This is a genomic window from Hansschlegelia plantiphila (assembly GCF_027922265.1).
Classification (GTDB): domain Bacteria; phylum Pseudomonadota; class Alphaproteobacteria; order Rhizobiales; family Methylopilaceae; genus Methylopila; species Methylopila plantiphila.
In genome coordinates this window covers 174791-196383 of record NZ_BSFI01000023.1, presented here as the reverse complement: position 1 = coordinate 196383, position 21593 = coordinate 174791, and the positions used below count along the sequence as shown (strand labels likewise).

General features: G+C 65.1%; 17 protein-coding genes and 1 tRNA gene. 5 read left to right on the top strand and 13 right to left on the bottom strand.

Features of this window, described 5'->3' with window-relative positions; all coding sequences use genetic code 11:
* Positions 1-7: 7 nt before the first annotated feature.
* From rsfS to PKE75_RS17405, 5 genes are all read right to left on the bottom strand, one after another.
* Positions 8-391 carry a ribosome silencing factor gene (gene rsfS / locus PKE75_RS17425; RefSeq protein ID WP_271170020.1) on the bottom strand — a complete coding sequence of 128 codons (384 nt, stop codon included), beginning with the start codon at positions 389-391 and terminating at the stop codon, positions 8-10.
* A 126-nt stretch (positions 392-517) separates the two neighbouring features.
* Positions 518-1111 carry a nicotinate-nucleotide adenylyltransferase gene (locus tag PKE75_RS17420; RefSeq protein ID WP_271170019.1) on the bottom strand — a complete coding sequence of 198 codons (594 nt, stop codon included), beginning with the start codon at positions 1109-1111 and terminating at the stop codon, positions 518-520.
* A gap of 25 nt (positions 1112-1136) precedes the next feature.
* Positions 1137-2423: a glutamate-5-semialdehyde dehydrogenase gene (locus tag PKE75_RS17415; protein WP_271170018.1), complete on the bottom strand. Its 1287-nt coding sequence runs from the start codon at positions 2421-2423 to the stop codon at positions 1137-1139.
* Positions 2424-2523: 100 nt separating this feature from the next.
* Positions 2524-3678, bottom strand: a complete 1155-nt coding sequence (gene proB, locus PKE75_RS17410; RefSeq protein ID WP_428979160.1) for a glutamate 5-kinase — start codon at positions 3676-3678, stop codon at positions 2524-2526.
* A 96-nt stretch (positions 3679-3774) separates the two neighbouring features.
* The gene (locus tag PKE75_RS17405; RefSeq protein ID WP_271170017.1) at positions 3775-4716 is read right to left on the bottom strand and encodes a hydrogen peroxide-inducible genes activator; all 942 of its coding nucleotides are present in this window, start codon (positions 4714-4716) and stop codon (positions 3775-3777) included.
* Between the two features lie 192 nt (positions 4717-4908).
* Here PKE75_RS17405 and PKE75_RS17400 point away from each other — a divergent pair, with 192 nt between their 5' ends.
* Positions 4909-5463 (top strand): peroxiredoxin, encoded by a 555-nt coding sequence (locus tag PKE75_RS17400; protein WP_271170016.1) that lies wholly within the window; start codon positions 4909-4911, stop codon positions 5461-5463.
* 79 nt (positions 5464-5542) lie between these two features.
* The gene (gene ahpD / locus PKE75_RS17395; protein ID WP_271170015.1) at positions 5543-6088 is read left to right on the top strand and encodes an alkylhydroperoxidase, AhpD family; all 546 of its coding nucleotides are present in this window, start codon (positions 5543-5545) and stop codon (positions 6086-6088) included.
* Positions 6089-6137: 49 nt separating this feature from the next.
* Here the strand turns inward: ahpD and obgE are convergent, their stop codons facing one another.
* From obgE to PKE75_RS17360, 7 genes are all read right to left on the bottom strand, one after another.
* Entirely contained in the window at positions 6138-7184 is a 1047-nt protein-coding gene (gene obgE, locus PKE75_RS17390) for a GTPase ObgE (RefSeq protein WP_271170014.1), read from the bottom strand.
* Between the two features lie 156 nt (positions 7185-7340).
* A complete protein-coding gene (locus PKE75_RS17385) occupies positions 7341-8471 on the bottom strand; it encodes a GNAT family N-acetyltransferase (protein ID WP_271170013.1) in 1131 nt (376 codons plus the stop codon).
* 131 nt (positions 8472-8602) lie between these two features.
* Positions 8603-8878, bottom strand: a complete 276-nt coding sequence (gene rpmA, locus PKE75_RS17380; protein WP_271170012.1) for a 50S ribosomal protein L27 — start codon at positions 8876-8878, stop codon at positions 8603-8605.
* A 25-nt stretch (positions 8879-8903) separates the two neighbouring features.
* Positions 8904-9227 carry a 50S ribosomal protein L21 gene (gene rplU, locus PKE75_RS17375; RefSeq protein ID WP_271170011.1) on the bottom strand — a complete coding sequence of 108 codons (324 nt, stop codon included), beginning with the start codon at positions 9225-9227 and terminating at the stop codon, positions 8904-8906.
* Positions 9228-9426: 199 nt separating this feature from the next.
* Positions 9427-11871 (bottom strand): T6SS phospholipase effector Tle1-like catalytic domain-containing protein, encoded by a 2445-nt coding sequence (locus PKE75_RS17370; protein ID WP_271170010.1) that lies wholly within the window; start codon positions 11869-11871, stop codon positions 9427-9429.
* Positions 11868-12563 carry a hypothetical protein gene (locus tag PKE75_RS17365; protein ID WP_271170009.1) on the bottom strand — a complete coding sequence of 232 codons (696 nt, stop codon included), beginning with the start codon at positions 12561-12563 and terminating at the stop codon, positions 11868-11870. Before PKE75_RS17365 ends, PKE75_RS17370 begins: the two co-directional genes overlap by 4 nt.
* 175 nt (positions 12564-12738) lie before the next feature.
* A complete protein-coding gene (locus PKE75_RS17360) occupies positions 12739-13239 on the bottom strand; it encodes a prolyl-tRNA synthetase associated domain-containing protein (RefSeq protein ID WP_271170008.1) in 501 nt (166 codons plus the stop codon).
* 147 nt (positions 13240-13386) lie between these two features.
* Between PKE75_RS17360 and PKE75_RS17355 the strand changes: the two genes are divergently transcribed.
* A tRNA-Gly gene (locus PKE75_RS17355) sits at positions 13387-13461 on the top strand.
* A gap of 309 nt (positions 13462-13770) precedes the next feature.
* Here the strand turns inward: PKE75_RS17355 and hyoA are convergent.
* A complete protein-coding gene (gene hyoA / locus PKE75_RS17350) occupies positions 13771-18147 on the bottom strand; it encodes an NACHT domain-containing antiphage protein HyoA (protein ID WP_271170007.1) in 4377 nt (1458 codons plus the stop codon).
* Between the two features lie 288 nt (positions 18148-18435).
* On the opposite strand from hyoA, the gene PKE75_RS17345 reads away from it, so the two are divergent.
* Both PKE75_RS17345 and PKE75_RS17340 read left to right on the top strand, forming a co-directional pair.
* Positions 18436-18723, top strand: a complete 288-nt coding sequence (locus PKE75_RS17345; protein WP_271170006.1) for an iron chelate uptake ABC transporter family permease subunit — start codon at positions 18436-18438, stop codon at positions 18721-18723.
* A 291-nt stretch (positions 18724-19014) separates the two neighbouring features.
* Positions 19015-21522 carry an AAA family ATPase gene (locus PKE75_RS17340; RefSeq protein WP_271170005.1) on the top strand — a complete coding sequence of 836 codons (2508 nt, stop codon included), beginning with the start codon at positions 19015-19017 and terminating at the stop codon, positions 21520-21522.
* The last annotated feature ends 71 nt before the right edge of the window (positions 21523-21593 follow it).

Genomic DNA, 21593 nt, shown 5'->3' with positions numbered 1-21593 from the left:
GGTCAGATCAGGAAAGCGCGCCTTCGACCGGGCGACCCTCTGACCACATCTTCTCGAGATTGTAGAAGGCGCGGACTTCCGGGCGGAACAGGTGGACGATCACGTCGCCTGCGTCGATCAGCACCCAGTCGCAATGGGGCAGACCTTCGACGACGACCTTGCCGTGGCCGCCTTTCTTGATCTCTTCGACCAGCTTGTCGGCGATCGCGCCGACATGGCGGTTAGACCGGCCGGTAGAGATCACCATCTCGTCGGCCAGCGAGGATTTGCCTCGCAGGTCGATGACCACGGTCTCTTCAGCCTTGTTGTCGTCGAGCACGTCGAGGATGAGGTGAAGCAACGCCGGGTTCGCCGCTGCGGGCGCTCCGGCGCCGATGTGAGCCGCCGGCAAGGGCGTCTCCTTCAGCGCTATGGTGGACAGAGTTTTCGCCTTCCGTCTGCCGTCCTCAAGCCGGAATCCGCTCCGGCTAGTTTTCAGAATACGGCTGAAAGGGCCAAGATTTCAACCGCGGTCTGTTCAACTCGTGTTGCGACGTCTCAGGGCGGTCGAAGAAAGCCCGGATCGCGGGCCGTGCAGGAAGCACCAGGCGGGGGGCCTCGCGCGCGCCAGCATGCGCGCCTCACGCTCGGGAATCCGGAAGCGGGCGAGCGCCTTAGCGGCGCGCTGAGCGGCCGAGAAGGTCGCGCCGGGACGGTCCACCACCACGATCGGCACGAGATTGGCGATGTCGCGCCAGCGCTGCCAGCCGTGGAATCCGGCGAGGCTGTCCGCCCCCATGATCCAGACGAAATGGACGCCCGGGCAGCGTTTCGTCAGATAGGCGAGCGCGTCGTGGGTGTAGCGCACGCCGATCTCTGCCTCGACGCCCGTCACGACGACCTTCGGGTGGCGGGCTTCGCGCCGGGCGGCCGCCATACGCTTGTCGAGCGGCGGCAGAGCCGCATTGTCCTTGAGTGGATTGCCGGGAGTGACCAGCCACCAGACCCGATCGAGCCCGAGTCGGCGCAGCGCCAGCAGACTGGCGCGCCGGTGCCCTTCATGCGGCGGGTTGAAGCTGCCGCCGAACAGCCCGATCGTCATGCCAGGCGCATGCGGCGGCAGGCGGATCATCCGCAGGCCGTGCTCCGGCCGGGCGTCACGGGCGCGTCTGGCCCTTGCCCCGCACGCGATAGTTGAACGAGGTGAGTTGCTCGACGCCGACGGGCCCGCGGGCGTGCAGCCGCCCCGTCGCGATGCCGATCTCGGCGCCGAAGCCGAACTCGCCGCCGTCGGCGAACTGGGTGGAGGCGTTGTGCAGCACGATCGCGCTGTCGACCTCCCGCAAAAAACGTTCGGCGAGCGCCTGATCGGCGGTGACGATCGCGTCGGTGTGGTGCGAGCCGTAGGCCTCGATATGGGCGAGCGCGCCGTCGAGTCCGTCCACCACGCGGACTGCGATGATCGCGTCCAGGAACTCCGTGCGCCAGTCGTCCTCTGTCGCGGGCTTCACGCGGGGGTCGAGGCGGCGGGTCTCGGCGTCGCCGCGGATCTCGCAGCCGGCTTCGATCAACGCGAACACGAGCGGCGCAAGGTGGGTGGCCGCTACAGCGCGGTCGACCAGCAGCGTCTCGGCTGCGCCGCAGACGCCGGTCCGCCGCATCTTGGCGTTGAGCAGGATGTCGCGCGCCATGTCGAGGTCGGCGCCTTCAGCGACGAAAACATGGTTGTTGCCGTCGAGATGCGCGAACACCGGCACCCGCGCCTCCGCCTGGACGCGCGCGACAAGGCCTTTGCCGCCGCGCGGCACGATGACGTCGATATTGCCGTCGAGGCCGGCCAGCATCTCACCGACCGCCGCGCGATCGCGCGTCGGCACGAGTTGCACGCCGTCCTCGGGCAGTCCGGCCTCGGCGAGGCCTTCGCGGAGCGCGGCGACGATCGCGGCCGAGGATCGGAAACTGTCCGTGCCGCCGCGGAGGATCGCGGCGTTGCCGGCTTTCAGCGCAAGGGCGCCGGCGTCGGCGGTGACGTTCGGGCGGCTTTCGTAGATCACCCCGATGACGCCGAGCGGGGTGCGCACGCGCTCGATCGAAAGGCCGTTCGGCCGAACCCATGACGCGATGGTCTCGCCCACCGGGTCGGGCAGGCCGGCGACCACCTCGATACCGTCGGCGACGCTCGCGAGCCGTGAGGGCGTCAGGGTCAGCCGGTCGATGAATGAGTCCGCCACGCCCGATGCCCTGGCCGCGGCGACATCGGCTGTGTTGGCGGCAAGAATGGAGGGCTCGTTTTCGCGCAGGCGGCGCGCCGCGGCGAGGAGCGCCACCTTCTTCGCGGCGGCTGGCGCGAGCGCGAGCGTGCGGGAGGCGGCGCGCGCCTTCTCGCCGACCGCGCGCATCGTCGTCGTCACATCGTCGGCCAGGAATTCGGCGACCGCCGTCATCGGAGACTCCTCGCAAGCGTCAGGCGTCGTAACGCCTTTCGCATGACGCGTCATCATCTGGGGAGAGGACGCAAAAACCGCCAGCGGCCGGCGTCCGCCGTCACGCTCCCGTCAACACCAGGTCGTCGCGGTGGATGATCGCGGGGCGGCCCTTGAATCCGAGGATCCCTTCGATCGCAGCCGACGGCTTGCCGAGCAGCCGCGTGGCGTCGGCGGAGTCGTAGGAGACGAGCCCCCGCGCGACCTCCACCCCGTCCGGCGCGCGGACCACCACCGCGTCGCCACGCGAAAAATGACCCTCGACCCTGACGATCCCGGCCGGCAGCAGGCTGCGGCCGCGGTTCAGCGCCGAGGCGGCCCCCGCGTCGACGAAGATCGCGCCGCGCGGCGACAGAACGCCGGCGATCCAGCGCTTGCGGGCCTGGCCCGGACTCTCGTGCGGCAGGAACCAGGTGCAGCGGCCGCCGCTTTCGACGACCGAAAGCGGGCTCATCACCTTGCCGGAGGCGATCAGCATATGCGCGCCCGCGCCGGTCGCGATCCGGGCCGCCTCGACCTTCGTGCGCATGCCGCCACGGGACAGCTCGGACGCCGGCCCTCCAGCGATCGACTCGACCGACGCCGTCACGCGCTCGACGACCGGGATATGCGTCGCCTCCGGATCCCGATCCGGCGGCGCGCTATAGAGACCGTCGACGTCGGACAGCAGCACGAGGCAGTCGGCGCTCGCCATCGAGGCCACGCGCGCCGCGAGCCGGTCGTTGTCGCCGTAGCGGATCTCGGAAGTCGCGACCGTGTCGTTCTCGTTGACGACCGGGATCGCCTTCAGCGCCAGCAGGCGCGCGAGCGTCGCGCGGGCGTTGAGGTAGCGACGGCGCTCCTCGGTGTCGCCAAGCGTCAGCAGGATCTGGCCGGCGGTGATCCCGTGATCGCCCAGCACTTCGCTCCAGGCCCGGGCGAGCGCGATCTGGCCGACGGCGGCGGACGCCTGGCTGTCCTCGAGCCGAAGGGCGCCGGGCGCAAGCCCGAGCACCGTGCGGCCGAGCGCGATCGCGCCCGACGACACCACGATCACCTCGGCGCCGCGCGCGGCGTGCCGCGCGAGATCGGCCGCGAGGCTTTCGAGCCAGGCGCGCTTCAAGGCGCCGGCCTCACGATCGACGAGCAGCGCCGAGCCGATCTTGACGACGATGCGGTTGAACGATGCGAGCGAAGGGGTGGTCACAAGAAGCGAACCGATGTGTGCGAAACGCAAGGCGGGCGCGTGAGACGATCCTCACGCCGAGCGGATCGATAGGTCACAAGCGCTCCTGACTTCAAGAGCAAGCAAGCCATACGTTCTGCGCTCGGCTCACGAGGCGCGTCTGCGCCGCCTCTCCTGCGGCTTTGCGAAATGCGCCTCGCACAGCTCCTGCAGATGGCGCGCGAGCAGCAGGTATTCATGGCGACGACTCGCGCGTTCGCGCCAGATCAGCACGAGATCACGCGAGGAGCGTTCGCCGCGGCACGGGATAAGCCTGAGGTCGGCGCCGTCCGTGACGCCGGCCGCGATCGCGATCTCCGGCAGGAAGGTCACCCCGAGATCGTTGTCGGCCATCTGCACCAGGGTGAGCAGACTCATCGCCTTCACCTCTCCGCCCTCCTGCGAGCCCGCGGCGCCGGTCAGCGAAAGCACCTGGTCGCGCAGGCAGTTGCCCTGCTCGAGCAGCAGCAGCGTCTCGTCGGCGAGATCCTCCGCGGCGACTTCCGCGCGGTTTGCGAACCGATGGGTCGCGGCGACGCCAAGGAAGAAATGGTCTTTCCAGAACGGCGCGCTCTCGAAGCCGCCGCCGGCGAACGGCAACGCAATGATCGCGGCGTCCAGTTCGCCGGTGCGGATGCTCGCAATCAACTGCCGGCTCAGCGCCTCGCGCACCGAAAGGCGGAGTTCCGGAAAGGCGCTTTTGAGGCTCGGAAGCGCCCGCGGCAACAGAAAGGGCGCGACCGAAGGAATGACGCCGAGCCTGAGACGCGAGGTCAGCGGGCGTCCGGCCCTCGTCAGCAGCGCCGGCAGATCCTGGACGTCCGCCAATATCTCCGCCGCCCGACCCGCGAGCAACGCGCCGGCGGCCGTCAGTTCGAACTTCCGGCCGCTGCGCTCGGCGAGTCGCGCCCCGAGCTCGGCCTCCATTTCCTGAATCGCGCCGCTCAGGGTCGACTGCGTGACGCCGACACGACGGGCCGCGGCGGAAAAAGAGGCGGTCTCGACGAGCGCTACAAAATAGCGCAGCTGGCGTAGCGAAACGTTGAGCATCTGCCGATTTCCCTGAAATTCAAGCGGCTAGGCCACTTTCAGTCGGACCTATCGGAAAAATCAATGCCGCCCTTCTGTTTTATCGGTTGGATCGCTCTTCGTGCGCGTGCGATCGCCTAGGCCAGCGGGCTATCGGCGGACGTTCCCAAGCGTTTTCCGATACTTGGAATTATTACAGCCATGGAGCGGACAATGCTGGGCATCGGCGACAAGCTTCCCGAATTCACTGTTACCGGCGTGAAGCCGGGCTTCAACGAGCACGAGGAAAAGGGCGTCTCGGCGTTCGAGCCGATCACGGAAGCGAGCTTCCCCGGCAAGTGGAAAGTGATCTTCTTCTACCCGAAGGACTTCACCTTCGTGTGCCCGACCGAGATCGCGGAATTCGCGCGCCTCGCCTCCGAGTTCGAGGACCGCGACGCCGTCGTGCTCGGCGGCTCGGCCGACAACGAGTTCGTCAAGCTCGCCTGGCGGCGCAACCACGCCGACCTCGACAAGCTGCCGATCTGGTCCTTCGCGGACACCAAGGGCGATTTGATCGACGGCCTCGGCGTGCGTTCGGCCGACGGCGTGCCGTATCGCTATACCTTCGTGGTTGATCCGGACAATGTGATCCAGCACGTCTACGCGACCAACCTCAACGTCGGCCGCGCGCCGAAGGACACGCTGCGGGTGCTCGACGCGCTGCAGACCGACGAGCTCTGCCCCTGCAACCGCCAGGTCGGCGGCGAGACCCTCAAGGCCGCCTGATCGGCTTTCCCGGAGCGGACGCCGTCGGCGTCCGCTCCGTCCATCAGGTCTTAGCCGCAACTTTCAGGAAGGAACCGTCATGTCGATCGACGCGCTGAAGCAGGCAATCCCCGACTTCGCGAAGGACGTGCGCCTCAATCTGTCGTCCATGGCGAGCGACGAGACGCTGACCGAGCAGCAGAAATACGGTCTGTTCGCGGCTTGCGGCATCGCATCGCGCAATGCGCAGGTGCGCGACGCGCTGCTCGAAGAGGCCTCGTCGAAGCTGTCGCCGGCGGCGCTCGCAGCCGCGAAGTCCGCGGCTGCGATCATGGGCATGAACAACGTTTACTACCGCTTCGTGCATCTCGCGGCGAACAAGGATTACCAGTCCATGCCGGCGAAGCTGCGCATGAACGTGATCGGCAACCCCGGCGTCGACAAGATCGACTTCGAGCTGTGGTCGATCGCGATCTCCGCGATGAACGGCTGCGGCATGTGCATCGACGCGCATGAGGAGACCCTGCGCAAGGGCGGCGTGACGACGGACAAGATTCAGACCGCCGTGCGCTTCGCCGCGATCATCGCCTCCGCGGCGATCGCGCTGGAAGCGGCCGAGACCGACGCGGACGCTCTCGCGGCGTGAGGTCTCTTGATCGCTTCACTTTAAAGGAAGCGATCAAGACCGGTGGGCTTTAAGGCCGCCATGCCTCGGCTGCGACCTTCGGCATGGCTTCGGCCGCCTCCTGCGCCCGCGTTTCGTCGATCACGGCGAGAAGCTGGCGCAGCGTGACGTCGATCGCTTCGCGCGACAGCGCGGACAGAGCGATCGGCGTGCGCTTGGCCGCGCGCTTCAGGCGGGCCATCTGCTCCTTGCGGAGCTCGGGCGACAGCGAATCCGACTTCGAAAGCGCGACGATCTCGGGCTTTTCGGCCAAGCCGCCGCCATAGGCCTCGAGCTCGCCGCGGACGATCTTGTAGGCCTCGCCTGCATGGTCGGTGGTGCCGTCGACGAGATGGAGCAGCACGCCGCAGCGTTCGACATGGCCGAGGAAGCGGTCTCCCAGACCGACGCCCTCATGGGCGCCCTCGATCAGACCGGGGATGTCGGCCATCACGAACTCGCGCTCGTCGACGGCCACGACGCCGAGATTGGGGTGCAGCGTGGTGAAGGGATAGTCGGCGATCTTCGGCTTCGCCGCCGAAACCGCGGCGAGGAAGGTCGACTTGCCGGCGTTCGGGAGGCCGACGAGGCCTGCTTCCGCGATCAGCTTCAGCCGCAGCCAGATCCACATCTCCTTGCCTTCAAGGCCGGGATTGGCGCGGCGCGGCGCCTGGTTGGACGACGTCTTGAAATAGGCGTTGCCGAAGCCGCCATTGCCGCCCTTGGCGAGCACGATGCGCTGGCCTTCTTCGGTGAAGTCGGCGAGCAGGGTCTCCTCGTCGTCGTCGAGCACCTGCGTCCCGACGGGCACCTTCAGAACCATGTCCGCGCCGTTCGCGCCGGTGCGGTTCTTGCCCATGCCGTGGACGCCGGTCTTCGCCTTGAAGTGCTGGCGGAAGCGATAATCGATCAGCGTGTTGAGGCCGCCGACGCATTCGATGATGACGTCGCCGCCGCGACCGCCATCGCCGCCGTCCGGCCCGCCGAATTCGATGAACTTCTCGCGCCGGAACGAGACGCAACCTGCGCCTCCGTCGCCGGAGCGGACATAGATCTTGGCCTGGTCGAGGAATTTCATCGTCTTGCAGCCTTCCGCGCGGCGATTTGGACCGCGCGGAAGAGGCTTTACGTCAAAACGGCCAAAAACGACAGGGCGACCGTCGCCCGGCGGCCATGCGTCGCGATCCTGCATCCGGCTGGCAAGGCGCGGTCGGAACCCGCGCCCGAGCCATCTTCACGCCGCGCCGTTGCGGATCGCCGCGGCGCCCCACGCTCGGAGCGAGAAGAACACGTCGCGTCCCAGCGTGAACCGGTCGACCGGAACCGGGCCGCCGACGGCCTGCGCGCGCAGGAACCCTGCCCCGGCCCACTGAAAGCCGCAGCGCTCGAGAACGCCGCGCGACGCGGAATTGGTGGCGCGGCAGCAGGCCTTGGCGGCCGCGGCCCCGGTCGCGTCGAATGCGGCCTCGAGCGCGGCCCGCGCGGCCTCGGTCGCGAGGCCAACGCCGCGATGGTCGGCGCCCAGCCAGTAGCCGAGCTCGATCTCGTCAGGGCCGACCGTTTTCCAGCCGATCCCGCCGACAAGCGCGCCGGTCTCCTTCAACCTCATGCAGAAGCTGGCGTCGGCCGGGCGGCGCTTCCTGATCGCAGACATCACGAATGCGCGGGCGTCGTCCAGCCGACGGACATAGGGGGTCGAGGCGGTGGTGAGCGGCAGACCATCGTCGGCTGCGAGCCGGGCGATCTCCTCGGCGTCGGCGAGCACAGGCGGACGCATCTCGAGGCGCGGCGTGTCGATCGACAGCCGGCCTGCGGCCCATGTCGCGCGGTCGAGCGTCATGGCGACGAGGCGCACCGGGTCCGCCCGCGCCCGAGAGCGCGTCTCGACCATGCCGGAGGGCCGGAAACCGAGCCGCCTCAGCACCGAGGCCGACGCCGCGTTGTCGACGAAATGGCCGGAGGCCAGCTTGTCGATCGAGGTCGCCGAAAACACCAGGTCGACCATCGCGCGCGTCGCGGCCGACATGATCCCGCGGCCCCAGTGGGGCTTCGCCAGCCAGTAGCCGAGCTCCGGCGAAGGCCCGCTTGCGTCGATCGCCACACAGCCTGCGAAGGCGCCGTCGACGGTGAGCCCCGCGCACAGCATGTGCGGCGCGGCGGCCGGACCTCTGAGAAAGATCTGGGCGTCGTCCGGGCTGTAGGGGTGCGGCACCGCGATAAGGTTCTTTGCGACGTCGAGGTCGCTGAGGCCCGCGGCCATCGGCGCGGCGTCTGCGGCCTCCAGAGCGCGCAGGCGCACGGCGACATCGGTCGTCAGGCAGTCTTCAGCGAGGAGACTGGCGTCGAACGCGAAGGACCCGGACATCGGCTTTCAGACCTTCCGAAACGGCGACGGGGGAGAACGGCTCGCCGTCTCCCCCGTCGTTCGGACCTTTCGGTCTGATTGATGCCGCCGGAGGGTCAGGCGCCCGGCGGCTGCGTCGCGTCAGCCGACCGTCATTCCGCAGCTTCGGCCATGGCGGCCGGCGTCACGTTCACGTAAGTGCGGCCGTTCGCCTTGGATACGAACAGGACCTTGCCCTCGACAGTGGCGAACAGGGTGTGGTCCTTGCCCATGCCGACATTGGAGCCGGGATGCCACTTGGTGCCGCGCTGGCGCACGAGGATGTTGCCGGGGATGACGGCTTCGCCGCCGAACTTCTTGACGCCGAGGCGGCGGCCTTCGGAATCGCGGCCGTTGCGCGAGGAGCCGCCTGCTTTTTTATGAGCCATAGTCTGTCTCCTGAGCCCTAGCCGTTCAGTTCTTCGAAGCGCCGGTCAGGCCGACGATCTTGACGATCGTGTAGTCCTGACGGTGGCCGCGCTTGCGCTTTGAGTTCTGCCGGCGGCGCTTCTTGAAGGCGATGACCTTGGGGCCGCGCGCGTGCTCGACGATTTCCGCGGCGACGGAGGCGCCGCTCACGAAGGGGGCGCCGATCGTGAAGTCTTCGCCGGCGCCGATCGCGAGAATCTCACCGAAGGTGATCTTGGAGCCGACGTCGCCGTCGAGCTTGCCGACGGTCAGCACGTCGTCGGCCGAAACCCGGTGCTGCTTGCCGCCGGTCTTGATGACTGCGAACATCTGTTCAGTTCCCGCTGTTCTCCGGGCTCGCGGATCTCAAGATCCTGCGGCGCGGCTTTTTACCGGTCTGGGATTGTTCCCAAACGGAAAGGCGCGGACGAGAGAACTCGCCGCGCCGATGCCGGGTGTGTACCCGCGAACGCCGTCGAAAGTCAACGGGCGGACGGATCCGTTTCGCGGTTCCGCGCGCGTGACGGCGCTAGTCCGCCGGCCGCGGCTCCACGCGCTCGACCGAAACCCGCGCGCCTCCGTGATTGTTGGCGTAGAAGCCCGACCATCCCACGGCGTCGTTGACGTAGAGGAAGAGTTCTCCGCTCTGGCGCGCCGTGATCGTCGCGGCGAACGCCGGCCCCTGAGCCGCCTCCTCCTCGCTCTGGGCGTCCGTGCGGTGCGGAACCGAGGGATCGGGGCGGAGCGCGTAGGCGTCGTTGCCAAGCGAGCCGATCCGGGCGATCGGCTGAAACCAGCCCTCCAGGAGGTGCCGCCTGAGCGGCAGCGCGGGGGCGCGCTTCAGCGTCGCCCAGGTCTCGGGATCGAGGCCGTAGGGGCCGGCCGGCAGACTTGCGTCGCGCCAGGCCAGTCCGGGCGGGATGGCGAAGGACAGCCGGTAGGTCGCACCCTCCTCCAGTCGGAACCCGATCGGCTTGCAACGCTCCGATGTGCTGAAGTCGACCCTGGCCGGCGCTCCCGCAGCGATCGCGGGCAGTCTGGTCCAGTCATCGCTCCCGACGCAGATCGCGCCGAACGAGCTGCGGATCTCGTGCGCGGTCTTCACCGACAGCATCACGGCCAGCGCGCCCGCCGCCAGCAGAGCGAGCCCGGGAAGGATCCAGCGGGTCAGAATCTTGAATGCGGACCGGTAGCCGCGGCTCAACCGCAGATCCTGGATGGCTCGCGTCACGGCCCCGGCTTCCGGCGGCGGCGGGAATTGAGCGGTTCCGGCAGGCCGGAGTTGCGGAACGCACGCCCACACCAGCCGCATCCCATCCGCGATCGAACCTTCCAGCGAACTCCCTGCCGCCATTCCGAGCGCGAGCGCCCCGATAAGAATGGTGAACGGCCATGGATTGGAGGAAAACGAGTCGAGCCATGGCGCAGCGAGCGCGGGAGCCACGGCTTTGATCGGCGTCATCAGCGGCGCCGCGAAGCACAGGCTCGACAGGCAGACGCCGTCGGGCTTGGCGGGCCAGATCGCCGGCATCGCGGCGAGCAGCATGGTCGCCGCGAACGTCCAGAAATAGGCGACCCGCCGCAACCACACGAGATTATAGACGCGCTCGCGCGCCTCGCCGAACGCCTGCTGGTCGAACGATGACGAACCGTTCGGCGTCTGGAGATACCGCTCCGCAGGGATGATCTGGTTGTTAATTGTCACGACGTCGAAATCCGGCGGCGGCGCGATGGTGGCGTAGCCGTCCTGACCGACCTGGATCCGGCGCAGCGCGCTCTCGTGGATCTTCACCCGTTCGATAGCGACCTTGCGAAGCTCGCCGGTTGTCCGCTGAGGCCTCGCGAGGCGTTCGATCCGGCGCGGCGTGTAGCGGTAATAGCTCGCGACGCCGGTGCGCGAATGATGCACGACGCCGTTCTCGTCGGAGAGAACCGCATAGTCGGCGCGGATCCTGCGGGTGAAGCGCAGGCCTGCGAGGCATGCGCCCTCCATGATCCATTGCAGCGGGACGTAGCTGACCGCATCGTCCGGATAGCCGCCGCCGACGTCCGCATGAACGCCCGCGAACCAGACCTGGGACAGCCGCTCCTGATCGATCCGGTCTCCGCCGCGGCCCTCGTTGGGCGGAGCCTTATCCGGCTCCTTTGGCGGGCGCCCTTCATTCCAGAGTTCGGGGTGGAAGGTCTGCCGCTCGTCGTCCAGGGACAGCGCGTGCATCGCCCGTCCCACGCGCTGGCCAAGATCCGCGTCCGGCATCGACAACGGCCAGACGAGCCTGTCGACGGCCCTCGTGAGTTCCTGAACCGGCAGGCCGTAGGCTGCGACCGTGTCCCAAACGCCGATGAACGCGACCGACGGCTCGTGGCGGCCGGCAAGCTTCATCTTCTGTTTCACCGTTGCGTAGGAGTCGTAGCCCCGCGCTCGGTTGCGAAGATCGATGACGAAGTCGCGGACGGCGCGGGCCACAAACTCGATGTGGATGACCGTCTCGAACCGCTCTTTCCGATAGGCGCGGTAGGCGGCCGCCACGTCGCGCGCGAGCTTGCTCTCGTCGCCTTCATAGACCACGAGGCCCTGGCGCAGGATGAGGCCGACGACGATGCGGACGGTGAAGGCGCCGCGGCTGAAGCCGAAGGCGTAGATGCGATCACCGGGTTCGTAGGTCCGGCAGACGAAGGCGTAGAGCTCACGCACGTTGCGCGAGAGGCCCCAGCCGAAGGCGCCGCCGAGCGCCCGGATCGGCCACAGCATCGAGGCCCCGACGCCGTCGTCGTAGAGCGCGAACTGTCGGGGCGTCTCCGGGTCCTTCGTATCCCGCAGGTCGAGCGCCTTGTAGAGCCGCCAGACATTGGTGCGGAACAGCGCCGCCGAGCTGTTCCCAGTGCCGTCGGACAGCACGACGATGTTTCGCGCGCGGCGCGGCGAGACCGGCGCCGGGTCGCCGCCGCTCGGAGACCTCCCCGCCGCCGTCACAGCCGGCCTCCCGTGGCCTGCCTGAGAGCGGCGGACATCACGTTTCGGCAGAACGGCGTGGTGAGGACGGGGTTCTCCCCTCGGACGTCCAGCCGGGTCGGGTCGTGGCCGCTGACGCAGGCCACGATAAGCGTCGAGAGCGCCGCCTTGCGGGAGTCGATCGCGGCGGCCGCCACCGCAGTCACCTTCTTGCCCTTGTCATCGACGGCGTCGGCCTTGCCGCCGCCGACGAGCGCGACGAGCAGATAGCCATACTGGCTGAGGATCATGGCGTAGGCGTCGTGGCCGATGACGCCGTTGGCATAGCTCTGGCAGGCCGCGTAGAGCCCGTCGCGGAGCGCCAGCACCGCGGCCGCGCGGCCCTCGCCTTCATCGAGTTTCTCCTTCGCGTCGACGACGACTGCGCCCTCGCCCGAGGCGGGGGCCGTCGCGGGCGGCGTGATCGTCCCGATCAGCTTGAGGTTGACGTCGGTCTTCCGGTCGAACGCGACCGCATAATCCGGCATCGGCTCCGTGCAGACGACCGGTTGGTAGCCGCGGCGCTGGCGTTCCGTGACGATGCGCAGCGCGCCGGTCGTGGCCAGCGCTCGGACGTCCCCGAAATCGGCCCTGGCCACCTTCTCGTTGGCCGACCCGCACGCGGCGAGGCTGGACGCCGCAAGCGCCGCCCCCACCATCTTCCTGATTTTCATGCCCCAGACGCCCCGGCGACCGCTCGCCCGCCTCAAGCGGACCCGCCCCACGACCCGGACGCAGATCGTGATCCACACCCGATTGCATTCGGCCGCTAACGCAACTCCAGGAAATATGCATGACGTGCATTATCGCGCAAATACAATCTTAGGTAGAATAGAGGCGGACGGCGTGTTAGCTTTCCGAGACGGCCACCGTCAGCGCCTCGTGGCCCGTGGCCGACAGAAAGCGCAGGAGATCTTCGCTTGCGATCGCGGTCGTCGCGGTGTTCGTCAGCGGATGGAAGTTCACCACCCCGTGGGCGATCAGTTTCGCATCCAGCACGACCGTGACCCTGCCCTCGCGATCGTTGATCGCGCCGAATGGCGTCGCCGAGTCCGGCTCGACGCCCCAGATCTCCAGCAATTGCCCCGCGGAGGCGAAGGAGAGGCGCCCCTGCGCGCCGAGCTTCTCGTGCAGGCGCTTGAGGTCAAGCACCGCCTCGTCCTCGGCGCTCAGAAGGAACAGTCGACCCTTCTTGTCCTTCAGGAACAGGTTTTTTGACTTGCCGCCCACGATGCTGGCCCGCAGGGACTGCGACTCCGCGACCGTGAAGACCGCGGGATGCTCGATCGTCGAGGTCCTGATTCCAAGGGCGTCAAGATAGGCCATAAGCTCTTCGCGGGTCGCGGGCATGTCGCCTCCTTCCGTTCGACGGCCGCTTTACCGGCGCCCTTCCGCCGGCGCGAGCCACGAGGGCGAATCCGTCTTGCAATCGGTCCGCCGTTGCGGCATAGAGCGCCGTCCGCGGAGGTCACCCACCTCCGCGGGATTTGCTTTCGGGCGGGCGTAGCTCAGGGGTAGAGCACAACCTTGCCAAGGTTGGGGTCGTGGGTTCGAATCCCATCGCCCGCTCCAGTAATTCAAATGCCAAAAAGCCGCGGTTCGCCGCGGCTTTTGTCGTTTTCGGAGCCATGCTTGGAAAGTGCGGAGAGAGCGCTTCGAGGATCGTGGTTACAGCGCGGTTACAAGCCCGCCTTACACAGGCGATTTGAAGTCGCCCTGTTGGAGGAGTTCGACGGTGTCCAATGTGTCTCGCCCGAATCTGACCCTAACTGACGTCCAGGAGGTCCGCTTCCAAGCATGCTGCGACGGGCTTCGAGGCAGCTTTAACTGCATTTCGGAAGAACATTTTGATTTTCCGGATTGCCGTTTTTTGCACTTCCGCTACTCGGTTTTTGCAGCGCGACGCGCCCTGCCGAGCTGCGCCTGAACGAGAGGTGGATCGTTCAAATCGAGGCCGACCACGGCCAGCCGGTAATCACCGTTGCTACCAGCCTCTAGCGCGGCGGCCTTGTCCGACAGATACAAGATGACCTGCTCGAAGCTTATTGGCTCCGATGTAACCGGGTGTTCCCATGAGCCCTTTCGCCCATGATACGTCAGCAAAAAGCATCCCGCCTTGCACCGTTCATGGCGCAGGTACTGCCCGACCAGCTGGTGTTCGAGCGCCCACTCAAGCTCCGCCACGCTGTACCTGTTGTCGGCGATCTTCACCTCTATAGCCGCCATCTGATCGCCACGAACGGCGAGCAGCTGAATATCGTTCCGCTTGGCGTCTGCGGCTTCGTTCTCGCGGACAACCCGGTAAGCGCCTTTGGCCTGCGCATCGAGGCGACCTGCTAACGTCCGCTGCATCTCCGTTTCGTCTTTTATTGAGCGCAGCGTCTTCCGGGTCGTGAATTCATGATGGGCGATGTATTCCGCCTCATCGTCGAGCCGGTCGAGCATGAGCTGAAACAGGCCGTCCCGGTCGTGTGGCGGAGCTTCAAACTGCGTATCGAGCGCGACGATATCGTCGGCGGAGAACGCAGGAAATTCGGCATCGCGCGCGGCGCTCTGACGGGCGAGTAGCTTCAGCCGATCCGGGAAATGCGCAAAGTCAGGCTCATCCGAGAGCGCCACTATCTCATCATGCGCGAGCTGTCCCGGCGTCGCGAGTAGCGCTTGCAAGAGGTAGCCGCGCGCCCGCTCGGCCTCGTCGCGGCGGTTCGGAGTATAAGAACCCTCGTGCACATTGTCGTCCGCCATTCGAACATTCGCATACGCTGCGCGCACCAGCTGACCTAACGCCGCAGCGCGCGGCAGGGGTTTTTCAATTCCAAAACTGTTCGCGTCCCGTTGTCCGAACAGGGCCGCGAACATCTCGACCGCCTGTCCGCGAACACCAGGCTCACGCGCCAGCGCTTCCACCAGCAGACGGGTCGCCTGAGCGGGATCGAAGCGAAACAATCCCGCCAGCCATGAGATAGCCATCGGCCCGGCGGGATCCTGCTCGAAACGCGTCGCACAGATCGACGCGACGTGCGTTCGACTTTCAGCGTCATTGCTGGCCTCAAGCACTTTGAGCGCCTGCTCGAGATGATGCTTCCATGCGGCCGCCGCTTCACGGGCGGCAGGGTCCGGCCATGTTTCAAGCTGGCGCAGGAGGCGCGGTACAAACAGGCGCTGCAACTCAGGCGCCGCGTAGCTCAGATCTTCAAGTATCGTCAGATGACCGTGATCCGCGCCTTGCCCGAGTTGGGCAGCGAGCTCCTCGCCGAGTACCTGTTCGACGGCATCGGGATGGACACGCGCAAGCTCGACGATGAAAGGCGCGAGCCCGTTCAGCTCAATCGGGGCATAGGCGGCCGCGCGCCGGGCCTCGTCCGCAGAGAGCCCCTCCGCCCAGCCTGGGACTTCGCGTTCCCCCGCAATCCCTGAAAGTCCATAGATCCAACGATAGGGCGTCGTATTTCGCTCGTCCGGCGGCCGTGCGCTCCACATTGCCGGAATTTCTGTCCGCCAAACAGCTCGAAATCCCTGCGCCGCGCGCTCGGCCACCTCCGGAGAGAAGGCCTCCGCAACCGTTTTGCGATCCCATACGTCGAAGCGATGCCCGGAACCACGCTGCGCTTCGAGCCATAAATAGAGGTAGTGCAGCGTCGTCTCAGACTTTGCAGCGCTGAAGGCGTCGTCAAGCTTATCGATGAGCTCGCGCCGCCATTTTTTCCAGCTCTCGACGCGCTGAACTTCGCGTCCTTTACGGACAAGCTCGCGCCGCTGGGTCCTGCGCTCGAGTGTGGCATCCGCCGGCCCTGCCGGCAGCGGCATTGTCTGATGGTCGATGACAGCAGGAACATCAGGATCGTCCCGAACCGACTCACGAAGTTCGGAGACCTCGTCCAAACGTCCGCCGCGCATGCCCCACAGACGAAGAAGCGCCTGAAGCGCAACTGGACGGCGATCTGGCTGGGTGAGATCGGCAAGCGCGGTCTCCAGCCAGTGCCGGTCAGCTTGCTCGACGTTGCCGATCAGGCTGTCGTACTCGGCCTGGAAGAAGCGCTGACGCGCGTCTGTCGTCGGCGCAGTTTCGTCCATAACATTGAGCTCACGCCAAAAGGCTTGGTCCCGCAACGCGGGCACGTCGCGGAAGGCTGCGCGGAGCTTCTTACCGGGCTCGTTGTCGACGGTGTTACGGTCTTCAAATCGCGACGCCACGACCGCCGCTGCGATCAGATCGGCATCCGCAATGCCCTGATCGAGTTGCCGTTCGCACAACGAAGCCAAGGCCTGGGCAAGGTACGAGAATTTGCTCGTGAGATCGTAGTGATCTCTTCCTGGGACACGACCTTCCCAAATTAACTCGGCCAGCTTGTCGCGTAGCGCGGTTGCGTCTGGCGAACGCGGTTCCAGTGCTCGAACAAGGCGCGGCAGCTCCCAGCCGAAGCCCGATGCCACCGACTTGCTTTCGGGCGTGCGTTCAATGAGCGCAATCAGCTCATCCACTGAGAGATGCTTAGGGAACAGATCTCCTGAAACTGCTGGGATCACCGACGCAGGCCAGCGCTCCGGCTCCGTCATTATGGATCGCACGACACGGACGAGAGCTCCGTGGTCCCCGCACGCAGCCAGCGCGCGGATTGCTGCCACGCGGTGATAGGAGACCCAGCTCGGATCGAGCGCCGCGCGCTCGGCCAGGTCGGAGCAGTTGGCGACTGGCCCCTGCCAGATCGCTTCGATCAGCAATTCCCTCACATCAGGATTGCTCGACGCTTCGTCCCACAGCTCTCGAATGACGGCGGCAAGCTCGGGACCAGCCAGCCGTCGTACTTCACGGATCGGAATGTTGAGGCCGCGCCAGCCGCCCTTGCCGTAGCTGCTCGCAAAGGCGCGCAAGAGATTTGCGCGTACACTATGGTCGAGTGATTGCGGATCGCCTAGAGAAAGTAGTGTTTCAGGCTCTCGCGCGAGGAGCTCACGCCGCACCGTGTCGTCCCAAAGCGCCAGCCAGGCCGCGATGGGACGCATCGACGGCAATACAACGTGCTCGCCATATTGTTGAGCAAATAGCAGTCGGTGCAGCGCCCTGTCCGACATGCCATTAGCGCGGAGTTTCTGCAGCCGGCGAGCTGCGAGATATTCCTGAACCGAGCGATGGTGAAAGCGCACCCGTCCGTAGGTGGCAGGATCGAACAGGGCGCGGCGAAGCAAGGCTTGTCGGTCCTTCTCCGACCAATCCTTCAACACGTCGGCGGGATCGAGAACAACTTCCGAGTTTAGTCCGCCGGAAGACTGAGCGGGTGAACGAAGCGTCCGCGTCCGCGTAAGTTCCAGCGCGAGCGCCAGCCGTTCGGCCCGATCGCGCGCTTTTTGATCCGTGAGGGCACCGTAGTCCAGACGCCCGGCAGCATCTTTGAGCCGTGCCGAAATGCTGGCTTCATGCTGATCGAGGCGTGTTCCCAGACGGCGCCTGCTCTTCCAGAGATCGATCAACTCGATCAGATCGAGCGGGCGTCGCGCGAAGGTCCATGCTTGCTGACGGCCGATCTCCTCGAGAAAGGCCTCCGCGTCGGCTATACGCCGCTCCGCGAATTTCTGAATCTGCTCATTTCCGAGCGGCAAGAGCGCCACGATGCGTAGCGCCGGAGTGGCTGGCTCCTTCGGCGCGGCATTGTCGTCGGTTGTCCTGCTTGTTTCGCGGCGGCGCAGGGCTTCCAAGAAGGTCTGCTCGGCGTCTTTGAGTTCTTCGTGTTTCGCCTTTTCACGCACCGCAAGTCGCTCGCCGACAGCGACTGCGTCGATGCTGTGCCACCAGTCGTTCGGGCGGCAGGAGATCACAACGTGTGTTCGATCCAGGCTGCCGCCCACATCCTTCGCGAAACGCATAAGGGCTTGGTCTAGCTTACCAGCTGTCAGCTTGAGCTCATCGACAGCGTCGAGAAAGAAATATCCGGGCGCAGTCGCGTCCGCCATCCATGCATCAAGTCTTGCCTCCTCGTCAGCGTCGAGACAGTCGCGTAGCCTTTCGCGGCCAAGCCTTTCGAGCGGCACGAAGAAGGCGGCTTTTCCTTCCCCCACCATGCGCTTTGCTTGCTGGCGCATTTCTTCGGTTTTGCCGGAACCCGCTTCCGCCAGCACAACCACGCGTTTTGAAGCAAGAACCTCCGGCCAACCCGTTTTCGCCCACGGCACGTACTCGGTCAGCGCGAGAGCCTCGGGATCCGCAAGCTCCTTCTCGGTGAGATCGTGGAAGCGGCGATAGAGCGGAATAAAGTCGGACATCGAGCGATTGATATGCAGCTATTAAGGGTAGAACGATAGCCTCAGATTGTATAAACATACGAGGAACAACTCAATGCGCGATCAGCTACGCGCGTCGACAAGAGAGGGCGGCTAGGCCGCGATCTCGGTCACGATCGCAGCCGGCAGGCTTGGGCACGATCCTCTAAGTCGCGCGCTGGCTCGACATGCTGCCAGTCAGTCGAACACCGGCCGCAGCCTTCGGCGTCTCGCTGGTCCAGTCCCACTTTACCGTGCTGCGATAAAGGTCGTGCTGACGGCGCCGCCTCCGTGATCGTCGGGCCGCTCAGCTTCATCCGGCTTATGGGCCCACACCTCGCTCGGATTATGGGCATGAACACGCTCGCGCGCATCTTGCGGGTTCTGCTCGGCGGCTGTGTCATGCTGTTCGCTGACGTTCTCGGGCGAACGGTAATTTTCCCGTTCCAAGTTCCCGCAGGTCTGCTCGCCGCGGTTCTTGGCAGCCCCTATCTGCTCAGGCTTTTAAAGTCGCGTTTGCATTGTTTCCGCCACGTCGGCTTCTGGCACTCGCGGCTGCGCGTCTCTGAGCGCGGATGACCCAAAGCGGCCTTCCCGGCACGACGTTGAGAACGGTCGCTTCGCGCCTTCATCTCGGACGTTAATCGCTCCGATCGCCTCTCGCTGAATTCGCCGCTTGTACCCTGACTATTACGACCCGATCGCGGGCCCGGCCGCAACGAGGCTTGTTCACGCTTTAAGGGCAGGCCTGCTTCTGACGTGCGACCAGCGGGCTAACTCAGGCTTTTACCGGTTCTTCTTTGTTCCTACTATTGTCAGGCTGTCCCTGCTTGCTACTACATGACGAGTATCACTTGGGGGAGGATTCTTGTGAAGCTCAAGACAGCCTATGCGCGGTTCTACAAATCCTTCAACTTCGACCATGCGCGCAAACTTGATACCCGCGTTCAGCCGCAGCCCTGGGAAATATTCAGGGACCGCTTTTACCCCTATGTGACGGTTGAATTGGATCCGCGCATCACGACTGTCGTTGGCGCGAACGAGTCCGGCAAGAGCCATCTGCTGGGTGTCATAAAGAATGCAATCACTGGCAAAGAAATCGAACAGCGCGACCTGTGCCGCTATTCTCCCTTTTTTGGCGTAGCCAAAGGGCAGCGATGCTGGCCGCATGTCGGGGTCGGATGGGACGGGCTCTCCGAGGAAGAGGCAAAGGAGATTGCCAAAGTCCTCGAGATCACCGACACCGGATTTCGTCGTTTTCTGATGTTCAGGGAGGAGCCAGCCACATTGACGGTCTGGCTTCCGCACGGAGACAGCTTCGACAAATATGAGCTATCCGAGGGGCAAACCCGACAGATTGAGCAATTGGTGCCCCGTCCATTCGAGATCGATTCGGGAGTGGCCCTTCCGAACTCGGTGCCTTTCTCCTTTCTCGAGAAAGGTGGCGATGCGCCGGTGGCGACCTACTCCAGGTCGTTGATAGAAAGCTTGATCGGCGCGATCAGCGGTCTCCGTCCGCTGATCAAGGGGGGCGCGGCTGCTGTTCAGCAGAACGCAGGACAGGTCGTGAGCGCGTTAGCGGACCTTTCCGAACCCATTGCCGCACATGTCGACAAGAGCACCCTGAAGTCGCTGGAACTTGGGCGCAGCCTACTTCTAACCCTTGGCGAAATCGATCCGAACAGCCTTGCTGAACTTGCGAATGGAATCGACCATCAGCATGACGGCTATGTCGGCGGGCTGCTCGAATCCGCCAACCAGCAACTCGATCGTAAGCTCAACTTTCGCCGATACTGGGTGCAGGATAGAGATTTCAGCCTGAAGGTTTCGACCCGCGACCGTGAACTGGTCTTCGTCATAAGCGATCGCACCGGCACGGTTTATACCTTCTCCGAGCGTAGCAGCGGGCTGCGCTACTTCCTGTCCTATCTGATCCAGACACAGATACATCGCCCGTCATCTGAGCGGGAGTCGATCTTGCTGATGGATGAACCCGATACCTATCTCTCCGCCGAGGCGCAGCAGGACCTGATGCGGGTGTTCCGCGATCTCGCCGAGCCTGAACCCGGCGTCGAGCCGATCCAGGTCGTATATGTGACCCATTCACCGTTTCTGCTCGACAAGAACCATTCGGAACGCATCCGTGTCCTGGAAAAAGGGAGCGGTTTCGACGGCACCCGCGTGGTGCCGAGCGTCAGTCGCAATCATTACGAGCCCTTGCGTTCGGCATTCGGTGCCTTCGTCGGCGAAAGTGCGTTTGTCGGGTCGGTAAACTTACTGGTGGAGGGCGCCGCGGACCAGATCATCCTGGCAGGCACCGCTAATCTAACGCGTTTGAGTTCGCCGGGCATTCAGGACGACACCCTCGACCTGAACCGGATGGTCATCGTGCCCAGCGGATCGGCGCAGGAGATCGGCTATACCGTGTTTCGGATCCGCGGGCAGGGCGCGGACAAGCCGCCCGTCGTCGCTTTGCTCGACGGTGATGAGGAAGGCGTGACGGCCAAGGCCGACTTCGCGAAGGATCAGCGCTTGAGAAAGCTGATCAAGGCCGAGAATATCCTTGATCTCAAACAACTAGGCGAAGGTGTTGATGGTTGGCCGGCCGCTCCTGTGATCGAAGATCTTGTGCCCGCACCACTCGCTCATCGGGCGATGGAACTCGTCATCGAGGAGGTGACGAAATTTCGAGAGGGAACGCCGCCGACTATCCCTCTCTCGACGATCGAAGAGGAAATTGCGAAGGGTGGCCCCATGCTGGAGGCCATCAATCGTGAGGTAAAGCGCCACAAGGGCAGGATCGACAAGATCGCGTTCGCGAAAGCCTTAATAGAAATCTGCAATAAACCCGACGCCAATTTGGGGCCGCATGTCGATCAGTTCCTGAGCCGCATGCGTATCATCTTCCGCGCGGTCAATGAGGCGGTTCGGCGCGCGAGCGATGACGCTGCAAACAAAAAGCTCGAAACCCTGGTCGCCGAGCGGATAGCTCTGTTCAAGGTTGATCATCCCGCTCATGCGACGCGTGAACAGGTGACTATCGCGCTTCGGCAGATTGAGGCGCAGCTTGACGACTCTGCTGAGGCGGAAGCGATCCGCAACACGATGGTTCCGATCAGGCGTGACCACAATCTGCACGAAGATCCTGCCGCTCGGATCAATGACTACGCGTCTCTCCTTGAGCAACTCGACGGCCTGAAGCACGCATGGCGGGCGCAATTGACCGCATCAAAGCAGTCGGTAGCACTGACAGAGCCGCAGCCGCGGACCAACCGGACCAATGGCAAGGCGGACCCGTCTACCAAGGCGAGGGACAGGCCCAGAAGCAAGAAGGCGCCGCCCGCGAAGCCCGTTAGCCCGTCCCCTTCCGGCGCTTAACCAGTGCGTTGCAAGGATAAAAAGATCTGGCGCCGGAGACCGGGATAGCCGCAAGCTGCCCGTTCGCATCC

Coding starts and splice junctions, on each gene's coding strand:
- hyoA (WP_271170007.1), bottom strand. CDS start 18,147: ATGTCCGACTTTATTCCGCTCTATCGCCGCTTCCACGATCTCACCGAG.
- PKE75_RS17420 (WP_271170019.1), bottom strand. CDS start 1,111: ATGATCCGCCTGCCGCCGCATGCGCCTGGCATGACGATCGGGCTGTTC.
- rpmA (WP_271170012.1), bottom strand. CDS start 8,878: ATGGCTCATAAAAAAGCAGGCGGCTCCTCGCGCAACGGCCGCGATTCC.
- rplU (WP_271170011.1), bottom strand. CDS start 9,227: ATGTTCGCAGTCATCAAGACCGGCGGCAAGCAGCACCGGGTTTCGGCC.
- PKE75_RS17365 (WP_271170009.1), bottom strand. CDS start 12,563: ATGAAAATCAGGAAGATGGTGGGGGCGGCGCTTGCGGCGTCCAGCCTC.
- ahpD (WP_271170015.1), top strand. CDS start 5,543: ATGTCGATCGACGCGCTGAAGCAGGCAATCCCCGACTTCGCGAAGGAC.
- PKE75_RS17400 (WP_271170016.1), top strand. CDS start 4,909: ATGCTGGGCATCGGCGACAAGCTTCCCGAATTCACTGTTACCGGCGTG.
- PKE75_RS17385 (WP_271170013.1), bottom strand. CDS start 8,471: ATGTCCGGGTCCTTCGCGTTCGACGCCAGTCTCCTCGCTGAAGACTGC.
- PKE75_RS17360 (WP_271170008.1), bottom strand. CDS start 13,239: ATGCCCGCGACCCGCGAAGAGCTTATGGCCTATCTTGACGCCCTTGGA.
- PKE75_RS17405 (WP_271170017.1), bottom strand. CDS start 4,716: ATGCTCAACGTTTCGCTACGCCAGCTGCGCTATTTTGTAGCGCTCGTC.
- PKE75_RS17415 (WP_271170018.1), bottom strand. CDS start 2,423: ATGACGGCGGTCGCCGAATTCCTGGCCGACGATGTGACGACGACGATG.
- obgE (WP_271170014.1), bottom strand. CDS start 7,184: ATGAAATTCCTCGACCAGGCCAAGATCTATGTCCGCTCCGGCGACGGA.